The following is a 23,407-nucleotide window of genomic DNA, read 5'->3' as shown; positions in this document are numbered from 1 at the left end:
AGGAGCGCTAAGGGTGCAGTCTCTGGAACAGCAGCGCGAGCTGATAAAACAGCGCGGAGGCATACCAGGCGGTCGCGAATTGATAGAACGCGCTGAACACGGCGAGGCGCAGGCCCGATTCCCGGCGGATCGCCGCGAGCGCCGCGGAGCACGGGGTGTAGAGAAGGATGAAGATCAGGTAGGAGCAGGCGCTCGCCGGGCTGAACAGCACTTTCAGCCCGGCGGCGGGGTCGCCGGCACAGAGAACGCCGTATGCCCCGACGATCGATTCCTTCGCGACAAGGCCGGTCAGAAGCGCGACGGCCTGTTTCCAGCCCCCGAAGCCGCACAGGGTGAAAACCGGCGCGACGGCGTGCCCCGCCAACGCGAGAAGACTGCGCGAACTGTCCAAAGTCATGTGAAAATCAACCGAAATGGACTGCAGAAGCCAGATCGCCACGGTCGCGAGAAAAACGGTCGTTCCGGCGCGGCGGAGGAAATCCCGCACCCGCCGGCCGACGTGCTTCCGGATATTGCCGGGCGTCGGAAGACGGTAATCCGGCAGCTCCATCAGAAACGGGGCGGGTTCGCCGCGCAGCACGGTGCTTTTGAGGAAGACGGCGGAGAGAAGCCCCATCAGGACCCCGAGCAGGTAGATCAGGAACATGGCGGCCGGCTGGCGGCCCGCGAAAAAGACGCCGAGGAACAGGGAGTAGACCGGCATTTTCGCGCTGCAGGACATAAACGGGGTAATCAGCACGGTCAGGCGCCTGTCTTTTTCGCTTTCCAGAATCCGCGTGCCCATGACCGCCGGGACCGTGCATCCGAATCCCATTAGCAGGGGAACGAACGAGCGCCCGGAAAGCCCGATTTTTCTCATCGGCGCATCCATAATGAAGGCGGCGCGGGCCATGTATCCGCTGTCCTCCAGAAAAGAGAGCAGCAGGAAAAGGAGGGCGATCTGCGGCAGAAATTTCAGAACCGCCCCCACGCCGGCGAGAATTCCGTTCAGAATCAGGTCTTTCACCCAGAAGGAGACTCCGGCGGCTTCCAGAAAAGTGCCCAATGTCCGGGACGCCGAGTCGACCAGAAGCCCCATAACTTGTACTAGGGCATTTCCCACGGTGCCAAAGGTCAGCGCGAAAACCGCCAGGACGATCAGCAGGAAAAGGGGAATGGACAAGTACCGGTCTGTGGCGATCCGGTCGATCCGTTCGGTAACCCTGTGGACGACTTCGGCGCCCGAGACGGTTTTTGAAACAATGTCATGAATCCGGCGGTAACGGGCCTGGGCCGACTCGAGGTCGGGGTCCCGGACTCCGGGGGCGGGCCGGATGGGCCGCGCCGCCCGCACGGGTCCGTCCGGCGTCCGGGCGGCTGTTTTCAGCAGCGCGGCGGTGCCGGTCCCGCGGGTCGCGCAGATCGGCACGACCGGGACTCCGAGAAGGACCGAAAGCAGGCGGCAGTTCACTTTGCCGCCGCGCCGGGCGAGCGCGTCCGTCATGCTGAGCGCCGCGACGACGGGAATTCCAAGCTCCAGCAGCTGTGTGGTGAGGTACAGGCTCCGCTCCAGACAGGTGGCGTCGATCACATTCAGAATCAGATCCGGCTTTTCCTCGCGCAGAAAGTTTCCCGCGAGCGCTTCCTCCGGCGTGTAGGGCACAAGGGAATAGATCCCGGGCAGGTCGACGATATGAGCGCTCCCACTGTCCCATTTGGCGGTGCCGCTCTTCTTTTCCACCGTGACGCCCGGCCAGTTGCCGACCGTGGCGCTGGAGCCGGTCAGGCGGTTGAACAGCGTCGTTTTCCCGCAGTTCGGGTTCCCGGCCAGGGCCCAGACCGGTGCGGACCTCAGCGTCCGTTCCATATCACGAAAAGAGCAGCCGCACCGTCAGGGCCGAAACGATGCAGACGGTCAGGTCGGCCGTCAGCGCGGCGGGGATGGTGTGGCGGGTCTTCCTGATGCCGACAGCTCCGAAATAAACGGCAATGGCATAGAAGGTTGTCTCCGTCGATCCGGACATCACCGACGAGACGCGCCCGATGAAGCTGTCCGGCCCGTAATCCTGAAAAATACGGAAGAGAACGGCTGTGGAACCGCTGCCGGAGATCGGCCGGATCAGCGCGAGAGGCATCGCCTGTTTCGGCAGGCCGATCCAGTTTGCAACGGGAGCCAGAAGCGAGGAGAGAAGATCCAGCGCGCCGGACGCGCTGAGCATGGAAACGGCCATGATCAGGCCGATCAGCGACGGGAGGATCGAAACGGTGGAGCGCAGGCCTTCTTTGGCGCCCGAGACAAAAGTGTCGAAGACCGGAACTTTCCGAATGAATCCGAACAGGATGATACAAAAAACGACGGCAGGCATCACGAAAATCCCAAACTTATCCACCGGAAAAACCCTCCATCAGCTTTGCCGCCGTCAGTCCGACGATCACGGAACAGACGGAGGTGATCCAGACTGCCGGCAGGATGTCAAACGGCGCGGCGGAGCCGTACTGGGCTCTCATGGTTCCAAGAAATGTGGGGATCAGCTGGATGGAAGCCGTGTTCAGAACGACAAACGTCGCCATGGAATTGTCCGCGGTCTGCGTCGGATTGTTCTTTTTCAGCTCTTTCATGGCGGCGATCCCCAGAGGCGTGGCGGCGTTGCCCAAGCCGAGCAGATTTGCCGTGATGTTCATGCACATCGCTTTGACAGCGGGTCCGCCCGGCTTGCAGTCGGGAAACAGCAGGCGCATGATCGGATTCAGCGCCTTCGACAAAAGCGCTGTCAGCCCGCCTTCGTCGGCGATTTTCATCAGGCCGGTCCAGGCGCACATCATGCCGGTCATGGTGAGCACCAGGGTCACCGCGTCGGAGGCGCCGCTTAAAACGGCGCCGGAAAGCTGTTCCATTCTTCCGGTGATGACGGCGCAGATTACACTGAAAAGAATCATGCCGGCCCAGATGTAATTTAACAGTTTGTTCATCCCCTCGCTGAAAATCAACTGTATAATTACTATTCGTGACTGAATTTCAATATTATTGATTCAATGAAAAGTTTTTCAGTGTAACCAATTGACAAATATGGAAAATTATACTATAATTTTTCCGTTCAGGCGAAAAAACGACCGTATTTGGTGAAAGGAAGTACTTTTATTGAAATCAACAGGAATCGTGAGGAAAGTTGATGAATTGGGCCGCATTGTGCTGCCGAAAGAGCTGAGGGTGACTTTGAATATAAATGAAAAGGATCCTCTCCAGATATTCGTTGACGATGATAATCGGATCATTCTTCAAAAATATGAACCTGCATGTATCTTCTGCAGCGGAATGAATGGGATTATCAGTTTTGGAGGGCATAATATTTGCCGTGACTGTCTTGAGAAACTGGCAAAAAAAGCGGGGGAAGAGTCGAAGAAAGCCGATCTCTGAATCCTTTTTCTGCCGGTGATTTTTTTGGCCGCTGGCTACCGAGAGGCGAAAACGGTATGGTTCTTTCCGAAGGAGAAAAGGCGTATTTTAGTGAGTGTGTTGCCGAGCTGCTTCGTTCGGACCTGGTTCGGCAGATGGACGCCTTTGTTCAGCATGCCGATGTGTCCTGCCTTGACCACTGTATTTCCGTTGCTTACACCAGCTTGTGGCTGAGCAGCCGCCTGGGGATCTCCGTGGACCGCCGGAGCATGATCCGGGGTGCCTTGCTGCACGATTTTTTTCTGTACGACTGGCATGAAAAAAACGGCAGGAAGGGATTGCACGGGTTTACACATCCCCGAACGGCGCTGGAAAACGCGCAGCGGCAATTTATTTTAAATGATCTGGAAAAGAATATCATCCTGCGGCACATGTGGCCGCTGACGCCGATCCCCCCGAAATACAGGGAGAGCTTCATTGTCAGCTTTTCAGATAAATTCTGTTCCGTTGTGGAAACGCTTCGGCTGTGCGGGCCGGGGCGGACAGCGGCCGGCAAATAAAAAAGGGTTTTCCCGGCGGGAGAACCCTTTCGTTTTGCCAGGGTGCCGAAATACAGCGGCACTATTTATGATAGGTCTCGACGATGTCGCGCACGGCGGCCACGACGTAATCCGATTGTTCTTCCGATAAACTCGGATAAAGCGGCAGCGAAACGATGCGCTCAAAGTGCTTTTCCGTGCTTGGGAAATCTCCCTTTTTGAATCCGTACCGCTTGGTATAGGCGCTCATCTCCGTCACCGGGATGAAATGCACGCTGGTGCCGACGTTTCGCGCGTTCAGCTCCACGATGAAGCGGTCGCGGTCAATGGTGAGGAGCTCGGGGACGATCCGCAGGACGTACAGGTGCCAGGAATGCTCTGCGTAATCCGGAACAAACGGCGGTTCCACCGCGTCGATTTTGCCGAATTCGCGCTGGTATTTCTCTGCGATTGCGAGACGCCTCGCCTGCATTTCTCCGATGCGGGAGAGCTGTACGAGACCAAGCGCGGCCTGGATGTCGAACATGTTGTATTTGAAACCGGGCTCACAGATATCGTACCGCCATGTGCCGCCCTTCGCATAGCGGTTCCAGGCGTTGTGGCTCATTCCCTGTCCGGCCCAGATGCGCGCTTTCGCGTCGATGTCGTCGCTGTCGGTGACGAGCATGCCCCCTTCTCCGGTCGTCAGGTTCTTTGTCGCATAAAAGCTGTAGGAGGCGGCTCCTTTTAGGCCGTTTCCGATCAGGCGGCCTTTGTAGCGGCTCTCCAAAGCATGCGCGGCGTCCTCCGAAACAAACAGGCCGTGCCGGTCGGCGAGCTGATAGATGCGGTCCAGGTCGCAGACCTGTCCGCTGTAATGGACCGGGACGACCGCTTTCGTCTTTTTGGTGATTTTCTTTTCGATTTCCTGCGGGTCGATGCAGCCGGTCTGATAGTCGATGTCGGCGAACACCGGCGTCGCGCCGCAGTGGAGGATGGTGTTTGCGGTGGAAGCGAACGTCATCGGCGTTGTGATGACCTCGTCCCCCGGGCCGATTCCGGCGGATAAAAGCGCCACGTGAAGGGCGGCCGTGCAGGAATTCATGGCGACCGCATGCCTGGCGCCCAGATGTTCCGCAAATTCCTGCTCGAATTTGACGGTGCGCGGGCCTTTCGCAACCCAAAGGGACTTCAGAGTTTTTTCCACTTCATCGATCTCAGCCTGTGTCAGGTCCGGAAGATTATATGGGATAAAAGCATCCCTTTTCTGAAAATCATTCATACTGTATCCTTTATCCTGCTTTCTTTATATTTTTTCTAAATAATCTGATTATCATGCCGGAAAACTCAAAAGATACCAATAATATAGTACGATTCCCTGATAATGTCAATCAATGGCTGATTCCGGGCCGGCGATGATTGACTATGAGGACGCTTGGGGCTATAATATACAGGTTAAGCGGCATGTTGCCGCCGACATGCCCCGCTGCGGAAGCGGAAGGGACCGTGGACCATATTTCTATAGAAACGGTGGCTTGTCTGTGAAGGAATCTGAAAAATATTTCGCCCATCCAAGCGCCTGTGTGGACGAGGGCGCCGAAATCGGGGCAGGGACGAAAATCTGGCATTTTTGCCATATCAGCGGCGGCTGCAGCGTGGGCGGCGGCTGCACCATCGGCCAGAATGTGTTTATCGCGCCCAATGTCAAAATCGGGGATTACTGCAAAATCCAGAACAATGTATCCGTTTACGAGGGTGTTGAGCTCGGCGATTATGTTTTCTGCGGGCCGTCCATGGTGTTTACCAACGTGCAGCGGCCGCGCTGCCGTTACCCGCAGCGGGGAACGCAGTTTTACGCCCGCACCCCTGTGGGGGACGGCGCGAGCATCGGCGCAAACGCAACGATCGTCTGCGGGCACCGCATCGGCAGGAATTCGTTTATTGCGGCGGGCAGCGTTGTGACGAAAGACGTGCCCGACCACGCGATCATGATGGGAAGCCCGGCCCGTCAGCATGGCTGGGCCTGCGAATGCGGGGAAAAGCTGAGCGAGGGCCTCGTCTGCCCGAAGTGCGGCAGAAAATATGTGGAAGGCGAAAACGGCCTGAAGGAGGAACGAAAATAATGCAGCTTGCGTTTAACGATCTCGGCGCTCAATACCGCCGTTTAAAGAAAGAAATCGACGCCGGCATCGCCGGTGTGATCGAGAGTTCCCATTTCATTTCCGGTCCGCAGGTGGAGCAGCTGGAACAGGAGCTTGCCTCCTATGTTGGGAGAAAATACTGCGTTTCTGTCGGCAGCGGCACGGACGCGCTCCTGATGCCTCTGATGGCGGAAAAAATAGGACCGGGCGACGCGGTGTTCGTTCCCGCGTTCACTTTCTTCGCTTCCGCTGAGGTCGTCAGCCTGTGCGGGGCGACTCCCGTGTTCTGCGATTCCGATCCGGAGACGTTTAATCTGAGCCCGAAGTCCCTGGAAATGCAGATTGCAAAGACCCTGAAAAACGGAAAACTGAAACCCAAAGCGGTCATCGCGGTTGATCTGTTTGGTCAGCCGGCGGATTTCCCCGCGATCGAGGCGGTCTGCGAGCGGCACGGTCTGCTCCTGATTGAAGACGCCGCGCAGGGATTCGGCGGCGCGATCGGGGAGAAAAAGGCCTGTTCGTTCGGCAAATACGCGGGAACCAGCTTTTTCCCGGCCAAGGCGCTTGGCTGCTATGGGGACGGCGGCGCGGTTTTTACCGACGATGAGGAAGCCTGTCAGCTTCTCCTGTCCCTGCGCGTGCATGGCAAGGGAAGCTTTAAATATGAAAATGTGCGCATCGGGCTTAACGCCCGCCTCGACACCCTGCAGGCGGCGATCCTGCTGCCGAAGCTGCACGCGTTCGACGAGGAGAACGAGCATCGCAGGCGGGCGGCGGCCCAATATGAAAAGCTTCTGGGAGGCCGATTCCGCACGCCGGTGATCAAAGACGGATTTTCGTCTGGTTTCGGGTATTACACTCTGAAAGCGGAGAACCCTCAGGAGCGGACGAGAATACTGGACGGGCTGAAAGCGAAAGGCATCCCGGCGATGGTCTACTATCCGAAGCCGCTTCATCTCCAGAAGGTGTACGAGCCTTTGGGGTATCGCGCGGGTGACCTGCCGGATGCGGAACGGCTCTGCGACATTGTTTTCAGCCTGCCGATGCACGGGTATATCACGGACGAGGAGATCGGCATGGTCTGCACGGCACTCAAGAATCTTTAATTTGACGGAGCGAGGAAAATAAAATGTCGAATGTAAAAAAGGAACTGTTGGATAAAATTGAAAAGAAAACAGCCGTGGTCGGCATTGTCGGGCTCGGCTATGTCGGGCTTCCGCTCGCCGTCGAGTTTGCCAAAGCGGGCTACCGGACGATCGGGTTCGACGTTCAGGCGAAAAAAGTGGAATCCGTAAACGGGGGCCACAATTATATCGGCGATATCGTCGGCGACACGCTGAAGGATATGGTGGAAAGCGGAAAGCTCTCCGCGACCTCAGACTTTTCGTTCATCGAAGGGGTGGACGCCGTGGCGATCTGCGTGCCGACCCCGCTCGACAAATATCAGCAGCCGGATATCAGCTACGTCAAGGGCTCTGCGGAATCCGTAGCCAAATATGCCCACGGGGGCATGCTGGTCATCCTGGAATCCACCACGTATCCGGGCACGACCGAGGAACTTCTCAAGCCGATTTTTGAGGCGAACGGCCTGACCTGCGGCGAGGATTTTTACCTTGCGTTCTCCCCGGAGCGCGTCGACCCGGGCAACAAGCAGTACAAGACGAAAAACACCCCGAAGGTGGTCGGCGGCGTCGGTTCCGATTCCACGACGGTCGCCGCGGCGCTTTACCGCAGCGTGCTGGCCGGCGGGGTTTTTGAGGTTTCCTGCCCGGCTGTGGCGGAAATGGAAAAGCTGCTGGAAAACACCTACCGCAACATCAACATCGGCCTCGTCAACGAAATGGCGATCATCTGCCACCGCATGGGGATCAACGTCTGGGAGGTCATCGAGGCCGCGAAGACAAAGCCCTACGGCTTTCAGGCGTTTTATCCGGGCCCGGGTCTCGGCGGCCACTGCATTCCGCTCGATCCTTTCTATCTGGCGTGGAAAGCCCGCGAGTACGACTACCACACACGGCTGATCGAAACCTCCGGCGAGATCAACACGGGAATGCCGGAATATGTGGTGCAGCGCGCGATGGAGGTCCTGAACCGGGACAAAAAGGCGATGAACGGCGCGAAGGTGCTGGTCCTCGGTGTCGCTTATAAAGCCGATATCGACGATTACCGCGAAAGCCCGGCGCTCAACGTGGTTGACCTGCTCATCTCCAAGGGAGCGGACACAACGTTTTTTGACCCATATATTCCGGAATATAAATATAAAGACAAAGTCCACACCGGCGCGAAGGAACTGACGGACGAAATGCTGAAATCGTCGGACATCGTCATTCTCTGTACGGCCCATTCGTGTTTTGACTATCCAAAGATTCAGGCGCTTTCGCAGGAAGTGTTCGACACCCGCAACGCGATGAAGGATGTCGAGAACCGTTCCAACATCGAGCTGCTTTAATTAAAATCCCCCGGCTTTCCGGCGAAAGCGGGGGATTTTTCAGGCAGCGTGACGCTGCACTCACCGGCCCGCCGTTCAGACTGTGGAAGGAATCGCTTTGTTTGGCGGGACGGGTCGGGGATACTTCCGCAGGCACTGCCCGCCTGTTTCGGCCCGTCGTTCGGTTTGTGGAAGAAAATGGACTTGTCCGGCGGGACGGTCTGAGGAAATTCCCGGCGGCGGACTTTTTTCACCGCCATGCCGATATTTCTGAATAGGAAATGTATTAGGGATGCAAGATAGTAAATGAAAAACAGGTGATTGTAATGAAAAAATACCGTTTTATCCTGATCGGCTGCGGCCGGATCTCCAAAAATCATATTGCCGCGGCTGCGGCCAACCAAGATATCATGGAGCTTGCCGCCGTCTGTGATCCGATGGCGGAAAAGGCGGAACAGAAGGCGGACGACTGTCAAAAGGCCGCCGGCTACCGGCCGAAGGTGTATGCCGATTACCGCAAGGCCCTTGAGGAACTGGAAATCGATTGCTGTTCCATTGCGACGGAGAGCGGCTACCATGCGCAGATCGCGCTGGAGTGCATCCGCGCGGGCAAAAACGTGCTGGTGGAAAAACCGATGGCTCTTTCCACCAAAGACGCCGAGCAGATGCTCAGCGAAGCGAAGGCGCACGGCGTGACGATCGGCGTCTGCCACCAGAACCGGTTCAACGCGCCGGTGCGGGAACTGCACAAAGCGCTGGAGGACGGCCGGTTCGGCAAACTGGTCAGCGGCACCGCCCGCGTCCTGTGGAACCGCTCGATGCCCTATTACGAACAGGCGCCGTGGCGCGGCACATGGGCGCAGGACGGCGGGACGCTGATGAATCAGTGCATCCACGGAATCGACCTGCTGCAGTGGAGCCTGGGCGGAGAACCGGATACCATTATGGCGATGACCGGGAATTATCTGCGGGACATCGAGGCGGAGGATTTCGGATCGATTCTGATCCGCTTTAAAAACGGCGCGATCGGCATTGTGGAGGGGACCGCCTGCGTTTACCCAAAGAACCTGGAGGAGACACTCTCCCTGTTTGGGGAGACCGGCACGGCTGTGATCGGCGGACTCGCGGTCAACCGCATCCAGACCTGGAATTTCGCATCTCCCGCCGCGCAGGACGCGGAGGTGGAAAAGCTGGCCGGAACAGACCCGAAGGACGTGTACGGCAGCGGCCATAACGCGCTCTATCGGAACTATATCGAGGCGGTCGACAGCCACACTTCTCCGCTGGTCAGCGGAGAAGAGGGAATCAAGGGGATGAAGATCATCCTGGCGGCCTACAAGTCCCAGAAGACGGGCCTGCCGGTAAAATTCGACAGCCTTGAATTTTCAACGCTCGATATGACGCATAAAGACGTGCGGGTCAACTGAGGGGAGCCGATCATGAAACTGGTAACCGTAGTCGGCGCGAGGCCGCAGTTTATCAAGGCTTCCGTGGTTTCGATGGCCCTTGCGAAGGTCTGCGATGAGGTCATCATCCACACCGGGCAGCATTATGACCGCAACATGTCGGACGTTTTCTTTCAGGAGCTGAATATTCCGAAACCGGCATACAACCTCGGCGTAGGAAGCGGCACCCACGGGAAGCAGACCGGCGAAATGCTGATGAAGATTGAAGAAGTGCTGTTTCGGGAAAAACCGGACGCGCTGCTTGTTTACGGGGACACCAATTCCACGCTGGCGGGCGCGCTGGCCGCCGCCAAGCTCCATATTCCCGTTCTGCATGTGGAAGCGGGGCTTCGTTCTTTCAACCGCCGGATGCCGGAAGAGCTGAACCGTGTTCTGACGGACCATATCTCCGATCTATTGTTCTGCCCGACGGAAACGGCTGTCCGGAATCTGGCGAAAGAAGGCGTGACGGCGGGCGTGTACAACAGCGGCGACGTTATGCTGGATTCCGTTCTCCATTTTTCCAAATTAGCACAGGGGAATCCGGAGAAGACGGCGATTTTTGAGCAGCTCGGCATCGAGCCGAAGCAGTACCGTCTGGCGACGCTGCACCGTGCCGAAACGACGGACGGAGGGCTCACGGCGATTGAGCGGATTTTCCGCGCGTTTGAACGCCTGCCGCAGAAAGTCGTCCTTCCGATTCATCCGCGCACCCGTGCGCTGGCGGAGCAGGCCGTTTCGCAGTGCGGTTTCCATAACATCCAGCTGATCGATCCGGTCGGCTATCTGGAAATGCTGCTGCTGACCTCCAATGCCTGCCAGGTCCTGACCGATTCCGGCGGCCTGCAGAAAGAGGCCTGGTTTTTAGAGGTGCCCTGCGTTACGCTGCGGAGTGAAACCGAGTGGGTGGAAACTCTCGCCGGAAACTGGAACGTGCTGTCCGCGCTGGAAACGGAAGAAATCTATGAGAAAGCGGTCAATACAAAAGTGGATCCCGGAGCGCGGACGAAGCTGCCGTTCGGCGACGGGAACGCCTCGGGCAGAGTCGCGGCCGCAGTTGCGCGAATGGGGGAAGGCGCGGCGTGAACATTCTCTATATCAATCACTACGCGGGCTCCCGGCTTCACGGAATGGAATTCCGCCCCTGGTTCATGGCAAAGCGCTGGGCGCAGGACGGGCACAATGTGACCATCGCGGCCAGCTCCTATTCGCACCTGCGCACAAAGAACCCGGATCTTCAGGGAAAGAAGTTCGATGAGCAGATGCTCGATGGAATCCGCTATTTCTGGATTGCCGGTCCGGAATATCATGGAAACGGAATGGGCCGGGTCAAGAATATGCTGTCGTTTCTCAGCGGGCTGTACCGCGATCAAAAAGAACTCGCAAAGGCTGGCGCGCCGGACGCGGTCATTGCCTCTTCCACCTATCCCCTGGATATTTACCCGGCGTATCATATTGCAAAAAAATATGGGGCGTCATTAATCTACGAGGTGCATGACCTTTGGCCGCTCAGCCCGATCGAGCTTGGTGGAATGAGCCCGAAGCACCCGTACATCCGTGTGATGCAGGCGGCGGAGAACTACTGCTACCGCCACAGCGACCGCGTGGTTTCGCTTTTGCCGAACGCGAAGGAGCACATGGTGGAGCACGGCATGGCTGCGGAAAAATTTGTCTATGTGCCGAACGGGATCGAAAAGGCCGACTGGGAGAAGCCGTTCGGGGAGCCTCCGGTCTACAGCGAACAGCTCTTCCGCTTTCACGAGCAGGGGGAATTCCTGATCGGATACGCCGGCGCGCACGGGATCGCCAATGCGCTTGACAGCTTTGTGGAGGCCGGGGAACTGCTCTGCGGCAAAAAAATCCGCCTTCTGCTGATCGGGCCGGGGCCGGAGCGCGAGCGGCTGATTCAGAAGGCGAAGGATAAAAAGCTGGAGGACGTGGTCACGTTCCTGCCTCCGGTCGGGCGCGGGCAGATCCCGGAGCTCCTGAGCCAGATGGATGCGCTGTACATCGGTCTGCAGCGCCAGCCGCTGTTTCGGTTCGGCGTCAGCCCCAACAAGCTGATGGACTACATGATGGCGGGAAAGCCCGTCATCTTTGCGATCGACGCGCCGAACGACATGGTGGCCGAAGCGGGATGCGGCGTTTCGATCCCGCCGGAGGACAGCGCGGCCATCGCGCGGGCGTCGGAAAAGCTGTCGTCCTGCACGAAGGAAGAGCTGGAGGAAATGGGCTGCCGCGGGCGGGAGTATATTCTCCGGAATAACGAGTACGATGTGCTGTCCCGGAAATTTTTAACGGCACTGCAGGGCCGCCTTTAAACGCCCTGCACAAATCGAAACGGTCCGGCTGCGATTTTGCGGCCGGACCGTTTCATTACAGCACTTTGGTGACATCGAAAAGAGAAGAAAGCACCAGCCAGTTTTGAGAGAAGTAACTGTTGGCCGTCCAATAGCTGACACCGGCAAGGCCATACCGGTGGGCAAGCTCCAGTTTGGCGCGGATGCTCCGGGCATCTTCAAACCATACGGTGTGCTTTTTGCCGTCAGAGGAATAATAATCAAAATGGGGCGACTGCGCTTCTTCATCGAAGAGAATATGGGAACCGACCTGGGCGGCAAGTTCCACGGCGCCGGGATTTGTCAGGGAGCGGGCGGATGTCCCGCGCACGAAGGGGAGGGTCCAGTCGTAGCCGTAGTTGGGAATTCCCATCAGGATTTTTTCCGGAGGAATCACGGAGACCGCGTACTTGATCACTTGTTCCACCAGATTCAGCGGTGCGACCGGGCGCGCCGGGCCGTAGGTGTATCCCCATTCGTAGGTCATCAGAATGACGTAATCCGCCAGGTCCCCGTGAACGGGATAGTCATGTGCCTCATACAACAGGCCGGTCTGCTCCGCGCTGGTTTTCGGCGCGAGAGACGTGAGGACGATGTAGCCCAGCGGATGCAGCTTTTCAACGGTTTTCCGAAGAAAGCTGTTGTAGCTTTCCCTGTCTGCGGGATAGATATATTCGAAATCGATATTCAGCCCGTAATAATTCTTTTGCTGCATCGTCTGCACGATATTGTCGAGAAGAGTGTCCTGAACCTGAGGACTGGACAGGATCGCATCGGCGACCTCGCTGCTGAAGCCGCCCTCCGGGCGCATGTTGGTGACCACCATGATCGGCGCCGTATTCTGCGCGCGCGCGGCGCTGATCACGGCTTCGTCCTCGATCGGCGTCAGCGAGCCGTCCGCCTTTGCCATGTAGCTGAAGATGCTGGCGAAGGTCAGGTGCGGCAGCGTGCGCTTCAGCGTGTCGAGGTCGACCCCGGGGTAAACGTAGCCGTTGGTGATGATCGACCCAAGCTTCTCCGATGTGACCGGTATGGTCAGCACCTGCCCCGGCTGGATCAGCGACGGATCGGTGATCTGAGGATTTGCTGCGATCAGCTGATCGGCCGAAATTCCGTATAATGCGGAGATGGAATAAAGGGACTGGCCGGACCCGACCGTGTGTTCCACGCGGTCCGTCATCAGCACCACAGCCTGGCCGACCACAAGCTGCCGCGGGTCGCTGATCTGGTTGTCTTCAAGAATCTGCTGTTCAGGTATGCCGTACAGCCGGGATAACTGGTAAATGCTGTCCCCGGGCCTGATTCTGTAAATCACCATGCCGATTTCACCTTCAATATAGAACATTTCTGTTTTCTTTCATGTATATGATATGGCGGGCGGGGGAATCACTGTTTTCTGAAAATACGGAAAAAACAGAATCGCCGCGGCGTACCGCAGCGATTCTGTGATCTATTTCACGATCTGATTAATTCTGGTAAATTAATTTTTTTGTCTGCCCGCCGCTGTTTTTAACAGGGCAGATGTTGTAAATCGTCCCGTCCTTGGCTACCATCGAAACCGGAATATGCGGCAACAGCTTATGTATGATCTCCACGAATCCATTGACCGGCGCCTCCGCCATACCCGTGACGATGTGCATCGCTTGAATACTTTTTGCGTATCCTGCCGCCATCAGCGGCGCGTCATCGTGAAAATAAACGGACATTTCGGCGTCTGAGCCCTTTGCAGTCTGACGAAGATATTCCAATTCCTCGCAATCGGCGTCGAAACCTGCGGAAGTAGGCTGAACACACAGTACTTGAAGCGGGACGGACTGGCTGTCGGAAATCTTTTTTCCCGCGCGAATCAAGCGGTCACAGTCGCGCTGACCGGTTACGCAAACAAGGACGGCTGCCTTGCCTTTTTTCAAATTTCTGCCTCCTTATCAAGCAGTTTGAATCCAATTCCCTTACCATTATAGCAGGATCGTTTCCGATTATGAAAACAGATTCTGTATAAATGTTGAACATATTGTGAACAGAATGCAGCTTAAAATTTGTCTGTATTCACTTACAGACTCATTATATCATAATTTGCCGGCAGTTTCAAATCATTTTTGATATTCGGCCGTCTTCGGATCATAAGTAATCCGGCGCCCAGGCGGACGCCGGATTTTTATTTCAGTATGGTCAAAGGATCAACATATTCTCCATTCACTTTTGTGACAAAGTGCAGATGGGATTCTTCATCCGCCTCAATCGGGACCGTGCCGACCGTGCCGATGACCTGTCCGGATTCAATTTTGTCCCCGGCCTTCACTTTCATTTGATCCAAACCGCAGTACCAGGCTTCCACGCTGCCGTGTGTAATAATGACGATATTTCCGTATTTGTCGTCTTTATAGGTCTTGGTTACCGTGCCGTTTGCGATTGCTTTTACATCTTCTCCCTTTTCTGCGCTCAGGTCGACTCCCGTGTGGGCGCGCCAGTCGAGCGTCGTTTTACAGTAGACCGGGTCGGCGCTGAACTTTTGGACAACCGTTTTTCCAACCGGGAAGGAGTAGGATGTTACTTCGGCAGCCGTGGGCTTGTCGGGGACCGAAGACGTTTTCTGAGGCTTCGATTCCGCCGGCTTTGACGAAGCAGCCTCCGGGGCGACGGATGAAACCTCCGGCTGCGAGGAAGCTTCGGGTTCTCCATATACGCCGCTGACCGTATTGTTGGCGGGCGCCGTGCTCTGGACCGGTTCACTCTGCGATTTATCCTCCGGCGTCGCGTAATTTACCACACTGTCATAGGTCGTCCAGGCCGCTACGCCCACGGCAATCAGGCAGACCCCAAGAGCGATATAAAAACCTTTTGAAGATCCTTTGCGGCCGTTTTTTTGAATATGCAAATTCAATTCTGCCACCTCCGAACCTATTTTGACCACATAAACGGTCCGATATTCGGAAAAGGCAGAAGTCGGAGGAATTTTTTTCAGAGATGGATTAATAAAAGGCGCGAATCAAACCCGAAAAGGGACCCGGTCGTTTCCGATCGGGTCCGATTTCATTAGCTTGAGGGGTATATTGAGGAGGGTAGAACATGAACCAAAGAGTGGTGCGGCTCCAACTCCTTGATTACGTCTATATTATATCTTCCATGCACAAAAAAGTTGTGAATGGGCTGTGAATACCTTATGAATTTTTTCCAAAAAACATTTGAACGGACTGGCTCTTTTTTACAGAAGTGCCGCGTCTGCCTCCGCAGGTCCCCGCTGTATTTTATCGGAGGGAAACGGAAACCATAAAGATATCTTTTCGAAAGGAGACTGGTTCATGAAAGCAAGTCTTGACAGAAGCGGCTGTATTTCCTGCGGCTTATGCCCACAAACATGCCCGGAGGTTTTCCGCATGGGAGACGACGGGATTGCGGAAGTCTATCAGGAAAATGTGCCGGAGGGCTCGGAGGGCAAAGCGGTCGAAGCACAGGAGGGCTGCCCCGTATCGGTCATCACGGTAAAGTAAGAGAGTGGCGGACGGCCCCGACCGGCTGTCCGCCATTTTGCTTTTTGCCGTCATACATGCAAAACGCCGCTGTAGCCGGCGCTTTGCAAACATTTGTTTCCACTTTCCGTGATAGTATGGTATAATAATCTCACGGCGTAGACCGAAGAGGAGCTTCCGGCGCCTGAGGGAACATTGCCCGTGAACGCGGGCTGAGCACGTGTTTTGCGGCTTTTCGGTTCACGGTGTGACAACGTCAAAAAGGAAGGTGGGTTTGCGGTGCTGACCAAGAGTCAACAGAAGGTTTATGATTACTTAAAAGGCAGAATGGAGAACGGCCTGCCGCCGACCGTCAGGGAAATCTGCCGGGCGACGGGTTTAAAGTCGACTTCCAGTGTTCATGCGCATTTAAAATCACTGGAGGAAATGGGGCTGATCACCCGCGACCGGGGGCTGAACCGCGCCATTCACCTCGCAGGGGAACAGACGACCGTACAGGTGCCGGTTTTGGGGCGCGTCGCTGCGGGAAACCCAATCCTTGCCGTGGAGGAAATCGAGGGATATCTGCCGTTTTCCCCGGCCAAACGGGCGGGGGATGAAGAGTATTTCGCCCTGAACGTGAAGGGCGAAAGCATGAAGGACGCGGGGATTCTTGACGGCGATCTCGTTGTCGCCGTCAAGACGCAGACGGCGCTCGACGGGGAGATCGTCGTCGCCCTGATCGAAGATGAGGCGACGGTGAAGCGCCTGTTCCGCGAGAGGGACCGCGTTCGCCTTCAGCCGGAAAATTCAGCGTTTGAGCCGATCTATTCAAAAAACGTTCAGATCCTGGGGAAGGTCGTTGCGGTATACCGCTTTTATCGGTAGGCGTTCAGCCCCATGCCAGAACGGCCCGGACGGGGGCGGCCTCCGCGCCGGCCAGCAGCAGCGGCAGGGCGATCAGCCGATAGCCTCCCGGCTGTACGGCGGTCAGGTCCAGTCCTTCCAGAATCGGAATCCCGGCGCCGAGCAGCTCCGCGTGAGGGCCTTCCTCGTCGTCCGGAGCGCCGATGCTCTGCGCGTCCGTTCCGACCAGCAGGACACCGGCCCCGACGAGCGCGAACGCTGCGCTTTTGGATAAAAAAGCCTCTCCGTTCCCTTTCAGCAGGAGCCGGTCCCCGCTCTTCGGCGCCAGCCGGTCGATGTCCGCCCCGGTTACGATGCCCTGAGCCGGAATGACCGTGCAGGGGCCGACGCAGCGCGAAAGGTCCAGCTTGTCGATGGAGTCTCCGCCCGGAATGAAATGGAGCGGCGCGTCCAGATGGGTGGCGCTGTGGCAGCAGGCGTAAAAGCCGGAAAGATTGCAGTCGTCCCCCAGCTCCATCCGGCGCACGATGTCCCGGTACGGAACCGGGTCGCCCGGATACGGGGGAGAGGAGAACAGCTCTCTGGTGATGTCGATCAGTTCCATCCGCTGCTCCTCCTTTGTTAAATCCTGGGGAGAAAATTCTTTATCAGCAGCGTGAGTTCCCGCGCCGAGCGGCCGGCAAACGTCGTAAAATCCGTCGCCGCCTGTTCGTTCGCATTGTCGGAAATCGCGCGGATTACGACAAAATCCAATCCGTTCAGATAGCAGACCTGTGCGATGCTTCCGCCTTCCATTTCGCAGGCGACGGCACCGAATTCGTCCGCGATGCGGCCGAGCCGTTCCGAGTCGCAGACGAACTGGTCGCCCGTGGCGATCACTCCCGTATGTATTTTTTCCGGCGTGAAAACGGATTTGGCCGCCGCCGCGGCCAGCTCCGTCAGTCTGGGGGAAGCCGGGATGCGGATGATGTCCGGCCCGCTCAGAAATCCCTTTTCGTCGCCGAGCGCGGTCGTGTCCATGTCGTGCTGGACCAGCGCGCTGGAGACGACCACATCGCCGATCTTCACCCCGGCGCCGGTTCCGCCCGCGACCCCGACGTTCAGCAGCGCGGAGGGGCGGTACCGCAGGATCATGGTCTGGGCGCAGACGGCGGCCGCCACTTTTCCGATCCCGCATCGGGCGACCGCGCATTCGACTCCCTCGATGAGTCCCCTGTGATAAACGATCCCGCTGACGGTTTCCGTTTTGCGCTCCGGCATCAAATCGAGCAGGTCCTGCACTTCGACCTCCATTGCCCCGATGATTCCGATCATTGAAAAACACCTCCGATTTCTGCTTCTGTTTTGATGATACGTTGTTTCCTGCGAAAAATCAATCCTCTTTTTTGCCGTGCGGGCGCTTTTCACCGCACCGTTCCCGGATGGCGTCCGTGATCAGGTCCAGAGTCTGGATCCGCCCGAATTTTTTATCCTGCGATTCGATGATATGCCACGGCGCGTATTTTACCGATGTGTATTTCAGCATGTCGTTGACGCAGATTTCGTACTGGTCCCATTTGCTGCGGTTGCGCCAGTCCTCGTCCGTGATCTTCCAGTTTTTCTCGGGGCTGTTTTGGCGGGCCTGAAAGCGGCGGAGCTGCTCGTCCTTGTCGATCTGAAGCCAGAATTTCAGGATCACCGCGCCCCAGTCGGCGAGCTCGCGCTCGAATTCGTTGATTTCGCGGTAGGCGCGCCGCCAGTCGCTCTCGGTACAGAAGCCCTCCACGCGCTCCACCAGAACGCGGCCGTACCACGTCCGGTCGAAGATGGCGATATGCCCGTCGCGCGGAAGGTTCTTCCAGAACCGCCAAAGGTAATGCCGGGCCGCCTCGTCCGGGGTCGGGGAGGCGATGGGGACGACCTGATATCCGCGCGGGTCGAGCGCCTTTGCCACGCGCCGGATGGTTCCGCCCTTTCCGGCGGCGTCCCAGCCCTCGAACGCGAGGATGACCGGTATTTTTTTCAGGTACAGTTCGCTGTGCAGCTCGCGAAGCAGATTCTGGTCCTCCTCGACCCGCCGGTGGTATTCGTCTTCATCCATCGTGCGGTCCAGTGAAACTTCGGACAGCTTCGGCATCGTCAGAAAGGGATAAGAGCCGGGCCGGATGGGCCCTTCGGCGGCCCTTGCTTCGGGGCCTGGGTTCAGCGCTTCCGTGACCCGCGCGATGACGGTCTCAAAAACATCCAGCGCCGCGGCCCGGCGGTTCATGCCGGAGAGCAGGTGCCAGGGGACGGCCGCCGTATTTGTATAGCCGATCATCTCATTGAATGATTCGCAGTATTTTTCATACTGCCGGTTCCGTTTCCAGTCCTGTTCGGTCACGCGCCATTGGGTGTTTCGGTCCTTCGCCAGCTTTTCGAAGCGCTCTTTCTGTTCCTTCCTGCTGATGTGCACGAAGAACTTGATGATGAGATACCCTGCGTCCGTCAGCTCGCGCTCTAGGGTGTTGATGCTGTTGAGCCGGCGAGTCAGCTCTTCGGCGCTCATATCTTCTTCCAGCCGGGCGGTGGAAACGTCCATATACCAGCTGCGGTCGAGCACGGAAAAATCCCCGGCCTTTGGGATGAAGTTCCAGTACCTCCACAGAACCGGCTTCCTCCGCTCCAGTTCCGTCGGCCGCGTCACGGAATGCACCCTGCACCAGCGCGGGTCGAGATTCAGGATCAGGTCGGAGATCAGCTCGCCCTTTCCCGCCGCGCCCCAGCCTTCGAACAGGACGATGACGGGCAGCTTCTTTTTCCGCACCTGCTGCTGCAGGATGGAAAGGCGTTCCCGAAGCTTTTTGGAGCGGGCCTTGTATTCCTCTCTGGAAACGCTCTTTTTCAGATCTATTTTTTCAAGCATGGAACGCACCGTCCTTTTTTCTTTATTATACGCCTTTTATCGGCGTTTAAAAGGAAGACGCCGCACATCCGTTCAAATTCATGGCGCGGTATTCCATCGGCATGGCATTTGTGATATAATAAAACGAATATTTTCCGGAAGGGAGGCGGCGCGATGGTGATCCTCGGAATCGACCCGGGATATGCGATCGTAGGCTATGGCCTCATCAGGGCGGAACGGGGAAGGTTTGTTCCGCTGGAACACGGCGCCGTGGAAACCCGCGCCGGAGAGGATTTCTGCGTGCGGCTTGAGAGCATCTACGACGGGCTATGCGCCGTCATGAGAAAATGGAAGCCGGACGCGGTGTCGATCGAGAAGCTCTATTTTCAGAACAACCAGAAAACCGCGATCGGCGTGGCGGAGGCGCGCGGCGTCATCCTGCTTGCCGCCCATCAGTCGGGCGCGCACATTTTTGAATACACCCCCCTGCAGGTCAAGCTGGCGGTGACCGGATACGGTCAGGCGAAGAAACCGCAGGTGATGGAGATGACCCGGCGTCTGCTCTGCCTGAAGGAAGTTCCGAAACCGGACGACACCGCCGACGCGCTGGCGATGGCGGTCTGTCACGGTCAGGCGGCCGGGTCGGCCACAAGGCGGGCGATGCTTTCGGGCGGGATTTCGCTTCGGAACCGGTCGTAACGGAGGAATCATGATTTACAGTGTCAAAGGGACCCTGACCCATATGGAACCGGGGATCGCCGTGGTCGAGTGCGGCGGCGTGGGGTTCAAATGCTTTACTTCCCTGAATACGCAGCGGGCCCTGCCGCAGATCGGCGCGCAGGCGAAGCTGTTCACCGTGCTGAACGTCCGGGAGGACGCGCTCGATCTGTTCGGATTTTCCACCCAGGCGGAGCTGAGCTGTTTCAAAATGCTGACCGGCGTTTCCGGCGTGGGGCCGAAAGCCGGTCTCGCCATTTTATCGGAATTGAAGCCGGAACAGGTCGCGGCGTCCGTCGCCACGGGCGACAGCAAAACGCTGACCCGGGCGAGCGGGGTCGGACCGAAGCTTGCGCAGCGCATCTGCCTGGAGCTCCGCGACCGGGTGCGCGACCTCGGCGGAACGGAGGGGACGATCACGTCTGCCGCGGGCGCCGTTTCCGCGTCTTCGCATGCGGCTGCGGCGGTGGAGGCGCTTTCCGTGCTGGGCTATTCGCCTTCGGACGCGTCCGCCATCGTCGCGCAGTTTGACAGCGCCCTGCCGGTCGAGGAGCTGATCCGCCTCTCGCTGCGCACGATTGACGCTGGAAAACAGGGGGGCTGACGGGGAGGAGGCTGAGGAATGGCATACACGGATCACGAGAAAGATAACGAAAACGAATACGATTTTGAGAACCGCGTCGTCGCCCCGGAGTATGAGCCGGAGGACGCTGAGGTTGAAAATCCCCTGCGCCCCAGAACCCTCGCGGAGTACATCGGCCAGGAAAAAGTCAAGGAAAATCTCTCCGTTTTTATCGAGGCGGCCAAACAGCGAAAGGAAAGCCTGGACCACGTCCTGCTTTACGGTCCGCCCGGCCTCGGGAAAACGACGCTGGCCGGCATCATCGCGAACGAGCTCGGCGTAAATCTGCGCATCACCTCGGGGCCCGCGGTCGAAAAGCCGGGCGACCTGGCGGCGATCCTGACAAATCTGAGCCCCGGAGACGTGCTGTTTATCGACGAGGTTCACCGGCTTTCGCGCAGCGTGGAAGAAATCCTGTACCCCGCGATGGAAGACTTCGCGCTGGATATCATCACGGGCAAGGGACAGATGGCGGCTTCCTACCATCTGCCGCTGCCGCGCTTCACACTGGTCGGCGCGACGACCCGCGCCGGTCAGCTCAGCGCGCCGCTGCGGGACCGCTTCGGCGTGGTGCTGCGCCTGGAGCTGTATACGCCGCAGGAGCTGGCGCGGATCGTCACGCGCAGCGCGAAAATTCTTGGAATCCCGATCGAGGCGGACGGCGCGCTGGAGATCGCCTCGCGCTCGCGCGGGACGCCCCGCATCGCGAACCGGCTGCTCAAGCGGGTGCGCGACTTTGCGCAGGTCATTTCGGGCGGCACCATCACATGCGAATCGGCCCGGATCGGCCTGGACCGGCTGGAAATCGATGCGCTCGGGCTGGATGCGAACGACCGGAGGATGCTCCGCGCGCTGATCAAATTTTACAACGGCGGCCCGGTGGGGCTGGAAACGCTTGCGGCCGCCATCGGCGAAGAGGCCGTCACGATCGAGGATATCTATGAACCGTATCTGATGCAGATTGGATTTTTGAACCGCACGCCGCGCGGACGCTGTGCGACCGCGGCGGCTTATGAGCACTTGGGGCTTGAATTTGCCGGCAGGGAAGATCCGGGCCAGCAAAAACTGTTTTAAACAAACTTGATTCATATAAATAATATAAAAAAAGGAAGCGAAGCCGGAAAATGAACTAGAGAAGAAGGTGTAAGAATGACAATATGGATGATTGCGTTCTCGGCAGTTGTCATTGCCTGCATTTTATCCAGCAAACTGCTTTACCGCTTCGGGATCCCCACGCTCCTGATCTTTCTTGTTTTAGGCATGCTGTGCGGGTCCGACGGCGTATTGGGATTTGAATTCGATGATTACGGCCTTGCGAAGAATCTTTGTTCCATCGGCCTGATGCTGATCATGTTTTACGGCGGCTTTGGCACGAAATGGAAAGTGGCGCGGCCGGTGGCCGTCCCCGCGCTGATGCTTTCCACGGCCGGCGTGGCGGTCACGGCCGTCCTGACCGCTTTGTTCTGCGCCACCGCTTTACGCATGCCGTTTCAGGAGGGAATGCTGGTCGGATCCGTCGTCGCCTCGACGGACGCGGCCGCGGTGTTCGCCATTCTGCGGTCCAGGAGCCTGAACCTCAAGGGAGGTCTGGCGTCGCTGCTGGAGCTTGAGAGCGGAAGCAACGATCCGTTTGCCTATCTGATGACCCTGACGTCGATTCAGGCGATGACGTCGGGAGGCGGGCCGATCGGGATTCTGCTGGTCAAACAGATCGCCGTTTCGGCGGTTTTGGGGTTTGCGCTGGCCTTCGCGTCGTCGCTTTTCCTGCGCAGGGTCCGCTTTGAAATCGAGGGGCTGTACCCCATCTTCGTCCTGGCCATCGCGGCTTTTTCCTATTCGTTCTGCGAGTGGCTCGGCGGAAACGGCCTCCTTTGCGTATATCTGGTGGGGATTGTTCTGGGAAACAGCAAAATTCTCTACAAAAAGTCGCTGGTCCATTTTTTCGACGGGGTGTCCTGGCTGATGCAGATCCTGCTGTTTTTCATGCTGGGGCTGCTTTCGTTTCCCTCCCACTTCCCGGCGGTCCTTGGAAAGGGAATCCTGCTTGCGCTGTTCCTGATGGTGGTGGCACGGCCCGCGGCGGTCTTCGCCATTCTGAGCTGGTTCCGGTTTTCGTTCCGGCAGATGCTGCTGGTTTCGTGGGTCGGCCTCCGCGGCGCGGCTTCCATCGTGTTTGCGATTTACGCTGTTTCCTACATTGCCGGCCTGAAAAACGATATTTTTCATCTGGTCTTCATTGTTTCCCTGCTTTCCGTTGCGATTCAGGGCTCCCTGCTGCCTGCGGTTTCAAAAAAACTTGGGCTGGTCGACTATGAAGCGAGTGTCACAAGAACCTTTAACGACTATGTGGATGATTCGGGAACAAAGCTGCTCGAAATCAGGGTGGAAGAAGACCATCCTTGGGCGGGACGGTCGATCATGGAGGCGGATCTCCCGGAGGAGATCCTTGTGGTCATGATCCGGAGGGGCGGCCGCGTGCTGGTCCCGAAGGGCTTTACCCAGATACTGCCGGGGGATATTGTGGTGGTCAGCGGGAACACGCTTGACAGCGTGATGCAGTACGCGACATAATAAACAGAAAACAGTGAGCCCCGCGCAAAAGCGCACTGACAAAAATGAAATCGAGCCTGCCGGTTCGGACAGGTTTC

At 57.6% G+C, this 23,407-nt stretch carries 25 protein-coding genes; 14 read left to right on the top strand and 11 right to left on the bottom strand.

Annotated features, from left to right (window positions below):
- Positions 1–7: 7 nt before the first annotated feature.
- From feoB to VA597_RS14270, 3 genes are read right to left on the bottom strand one after another with little or no spacing between them, the layout of a single operon-like run.
- Entirely contained in the window at positions 8–1,846 is a 1,839-nt protein-coding gene (feoB, locus tag VA597_RS14280) for a ferrous iron transport protein B (protein ID WP_128743597.1), read from the bottom strand.
- Position 1,847: 1 nt separating this feature from the next.
- Entirely contained in the window at positions 1,848–2,369 is a 522-nt protein-coding gene (locus tag VA597_RS14275) for a spore maturation protein (protein ID WP_243112531.1), read from the bottom strand.
- Positions 2,362–2,949, bottom strand: a complete 588-nt coding sequence (locus tag VA597_RS14270; RefSeq protein WP_243112530.1) for a nucleoside recognition domain-containing protein — start codon at positions 2,947–2,949, stop codon at positions 2,362–2,364. The genes VA597_RS14275 and VA597_RS14270 overlap by 8 nt, the downstream gene beginning before the upstream one ends.
- A gap of 169 nt (positions 2,950–3,118) precedes the next feature.
- Between VA597_RS14270 and VA597_RS14265 the strand changes: the two genes are divergently transcribed.
- Entirely contained in the window at positions 3,119–3,394 is a 276-nt protein-coding gene (locus VA597_RS14265; protein ID WP_128743595.1) for an AbrB/MazE/SpoVT family DNA-binding domain-containing protein, read from the top strand.
- Positions 3,395–3,450: 56 nt separating this feature from the next.
- Positions 3,451–3,933: an HD domain-containing protein gene (locus VA597_RS14260; RefSeq protein WP_128743594.1), complete on the top strand. Its 483-nt coding sequence runs from the start codon at positions 3,451–3,453 to the stop codon at positions 3,931–3,933.
- A 61-nt stretch (positions 3,934–3,994) separates the two neighbouring features.
- On the opposite strand, the gene VA597_RS14255 is transcribed toward VA597_RS14260, so the two are convergent.
- Positions 3,995–5,173: a DegT/DnrJ/EryC1/StrS family aminotransferase gene (locus VA597_RS14255; protein ID WP_128743592.1), complete on the bottom strand. Its 1,179-nt coding sequence runs from the start codon at positions 5,171–5,173 to the stop codon at positions 3,995–3,997.
- Between the two features lie 259 nt (positions 5,174–5,432).
- Here VA597_RS14255 and VA597_RS14250 point away from each other — a divergent pair, with 259 nt between their 5' ends.
- From VA597_RS14250 to VA597_RS14240, 3 genes are read left to right on the top strand one after another with little or no spacing between them, the layout of a single operon-like run.
- Positions 5,433–6,014: an acyltransferase gene (locus VA597_RS14250; protein WP_243112529.1), complete on the top strand. Its 582-nt coding sequence runs from the start codon at positions 5,433–5,435 to the stop codon at positions 6,012–6,014.
- Entirely contained in the window at positions 6,014–7,138 is a 1,125-nt protein-coding gene (locus tag VA597_RS14245; RefSeq protein ID WP_164919083.1) for a DegT/DnrJ/EryC1/StrS family aminotransferase, read from the top strand. The genes VA597_RS14250 and VA597_RS14245 overlap by 1 nt, the downstream gene beginning before the upstream one ends.
- 23 nt (positions 7,139–7,161) lie before the next feature.
- Positions 7,162–8,481, top strand: a complete 1,320-nt coding sequence (locus VA597_RS14240; RefSeq protein ID WP_128743591.1) for a nucleotide sugar dehydrogenase — start codon at positions 7,162–7,164, stop codon at positions 8,479–8,481.
- Here the strand turns inward: VA597_RS14240 and VA597_RS14235 are convergent.
- Complete coding sequence (locus VA597_RS14235) at positions 8,478–8,720, bottom strand: hypothetical protein (protein WP_128743590.1); 243 nt, start codon at positions 8,718–8,720, stop codon at positions 8,478–8,480. The genes VA597_RS14240 and VA597_RS14235 overlap by 4 nt on opposite strands.
- A 66-nt stretch (positions 8,721–8,786) precedes the next feature.
- Between VA597_RS14235 and VA597_RS14230 the strand changes: the two genes are divergently transcribed.
- Genes VA597_RS14230 through VA597_RS14220 form a run of 3 tightly spaced genes read left to right on the top strand, consistent with a single transcriptional unit; the run spans position 8,787 to position 12,226 of the window.
- Positions 8,787–9,887: a Gfo/Idh/MocA family protein gene (locus tag VA597_RS14230; RefSeq protein ID WP_128743589.1), complete on the top strand. Its 1,101-nt coding sequence runs from the start codon at positions 8,787–8,789 to the stop codon at positions 9,885–9,887.
- A gap of 12 nt (positions 9,888–9,899) precedes the next feature.
- Positions 9,900–10,991 (top strand): non-hydrolyzing UDP-N-acetylglucosamine 2-epimerase, encoded by a 1,092-nt coding sequence (gene wecB / locus VA597_RS14225; protein WP_128743588.1) that lies wholly within the window; start codon positions 9,900–9,902, stop codon positions 10,989–10,991.
- The gene (locus tag VA597_RS14220; RefSeq protein WP_128743586.1) at positions 10,988–12,226 is read left to right on the top strand and encodes a glycosyltransferase family 4 protein; all 1,239 of its coding nucleotides are present in this window, start codon (positions 10,988–10,990) and stop codon (positions 12,224–12,226) included. The genes wecB and VA597_RS14220 overlap by 4 nt, the downstream gene beginning before the upstream one ends.
- A gap of 55 nt (positions 12,227–12,281) precedes the next feature.
- Here VA597_RS14220 and VA597_RS14215 read toward each other — a convergent pair whose 3' ends face one another.
- The 3 genes from VA597_RS14215 to VA597_RS14205 all read right to left on the bottom strand — a co-directional run bounded on the left by VA597_RS14215 (position 12,282) and on the right by VA597_RS14205 (position 15,134).
- Positions 12,282–13,562 carry a LysM peptidoglycan-binding domain-containing protein gene (locus VA597_RS14215; protein WP_128744337.1) on the bottom strand — a complete coding sequence of 427 codons (1,281 nt, stop codon included), beginning with the start codon at positions 13,560–13,562 and terminating at the stop codon, positions 12,282–12,284.
- A gap of 148 nt (positions 13,563–13,710) precedes the next feature.
- Positions 13,711–14,154 (bottom strand): hypothetical protein, encoded by a 444-nt coding sequence (locus tag VA597_RS14210; RefSeq protein WP_128743584.1) that lies wholly within the window; start codon positions 14,152–14,154, stop codon positions 13,711–13,713.
- Between the two features lie 245 nt (positions 14,155–14,399).
- On the bottom strand, positions 14,400–15,134 hold the full coding sequence (locus VA597_RS14205; RefSeq protein ID WP_128743582.1) for a M23 family metallopeptidase: 735 nt from the start codon (positions 15,132–15,134) through the stop codon (positions 14,400–14,402).
- 409 nt (positions 15,135–15,543) lie between these two features.
- Between VA597_RS14205 and VA597_RS14200 the strand changes: the two genes are divergently transcribed.
- Together VA597_RS14200 and lexA are read left to right on the top strand one after the other, a co-directional pair.
- Positions 15,544–15,732, top strand: a complete 189-nt coding sequence (locus tag VA597_RS14200; protein WP_128743580.1) for a ferredoxin — start codon at positions 15,544–15,546, stop codon at positions 15,730–15,732.
- A 258-nt stretch (positions 15,733–15,990) separates the two neighbouring features.
- On the top strand, positions 15,991–16,578 hold the full coding sequence (gene lexA / locus VA597_RS14195; RefSeq protein WP_326974785.1) for a transcriptional repressor LexA: 588 nt from the start codon (positions 15,991–15,993) through the stop codon (positions 16,576–16,578).
- Between the two features lie 4 nt (positions 16,579–16,582).
- Here the strand turns inward: lexA and VA597_RS14190 are convergent, their stop codons facing one another.
- From VA597_RS14190 to pap, 3 genes are read right to left on the bottom strand one after another with little or no spacing between them, the layout of a single operon-like run.
- Positions 16,583–17,161 (bottom strand): cyclase family protein, encoded by a 579-nt coding sequence (locus VA597_RS14190; RefSeq protein WP_128743579.1) that lies wholly within the window; start codon positions 17,159–17,161, stop codon positions 16,583–16,585.
- A 17-nt stretch (positions 17,162–17,178) separates the two neighbouring features.
- Positions 17,179–17,871 (bottom strand): 5'-methylthioadenosine/adenosylhomocysteine nucleosidase, encoded by a 693-nt coding sequence (locus VA597_RS14185; RefSeq protein WP_128743577.1) that lies wholly within the window; start codon positions 17,869–17,871, stop codon positions 17,179–17,181.
- 58 nt (positions 17,872–17,929) lie between these two features.
- Positions 17,930–19,441, bottom strand: coding sequence for a polyphosphate:AMP phosphotransferase (gene pap, locus VA597_RS14180; protein WP_128743575.1), 1,512 nt, complete (start codon positions 19,439–19,441; stop codon positions 17,930–17,932).
- A gap of 153 nt (positions 19,442–19,594) precedes the next feature.
- Here pap and ruvC point away from each other — a divergent pair, with 153 nt between their 5' ends.
- The 4 genes from ruvC to VA597_RS14160 all read left to right on the top strand — a co-directional run bounded on the left by ruvC (position 19,595) and on the right by VA597_RS14160 (position 23,330).
- Positions 19,595–20,119: a crossover junction endodeoxyribonuclease RuvC gene (gene ruvC / locus VA597_RS14175; protein WP_128743573.1), complete on the top strand. Its 525-nt coding sequence runs from the start codon at positions 19,595–19,597 to the stop codon at positions 20,117–20,119.
- A gap of 10 nt (positions 20,120–20,129) precedes the next feature.
- Positions 20,130–20,741 carry a Holliday junction branch migration protein RuvA gene (ruvA, locus tag VA597_RS14170; RefSeq protein WP_128743571.1) on the top strand — a complete coding sequence of 204 codons (612 nt, stop codon included), beginning with the start codon at positions 20,130–20,132 and terminating at the stop codon, positions 20,739–20,741.
- An 18-nt stretch (positions 20,742–20,759) separates the two neighbouring features.
- The gene (ruvB, locus tag VA597_RS14165; protein ID WP_128743569.1) at positions 20,760–21,833 is read left to right on the top strand and encodes a Holliday junction branch migration DNA helicase RuvB; all 1,074 of its coding nucleotides are present in this window, start codon (positions 20,760–20,762) and stop codon (positions 21,831–21,833) included.
- A 75-nt stretch (positions 21,834–21,908) separates the two neighbouring features.
- Positions 21,909–23,330, top strand: a complete 1,422-nt coding sequence (locus VA597_RS14160; protein ID WP_128743567.1) for a potassium/proton antiporter — start codon at positions 21,909–21,911, stop codon at positions 23,328–23,330.
- Positions 23,331–23,407: the final 77 nt, after the last annotated feature.

It is taken from the genome of Caproicibacter sp. BJN0012 (genome assembly GCF_035986805.1).
Classification (GTDB): Bacteria; Bacillota; Clostridia; order Oscillospirales; family Acutalibacteraceae; genus Caproicibacter.
Note: the sequence above shows the minus strand (reverse complement) of the source record. Positions and strands in the feature narration are given on the sequence as shown.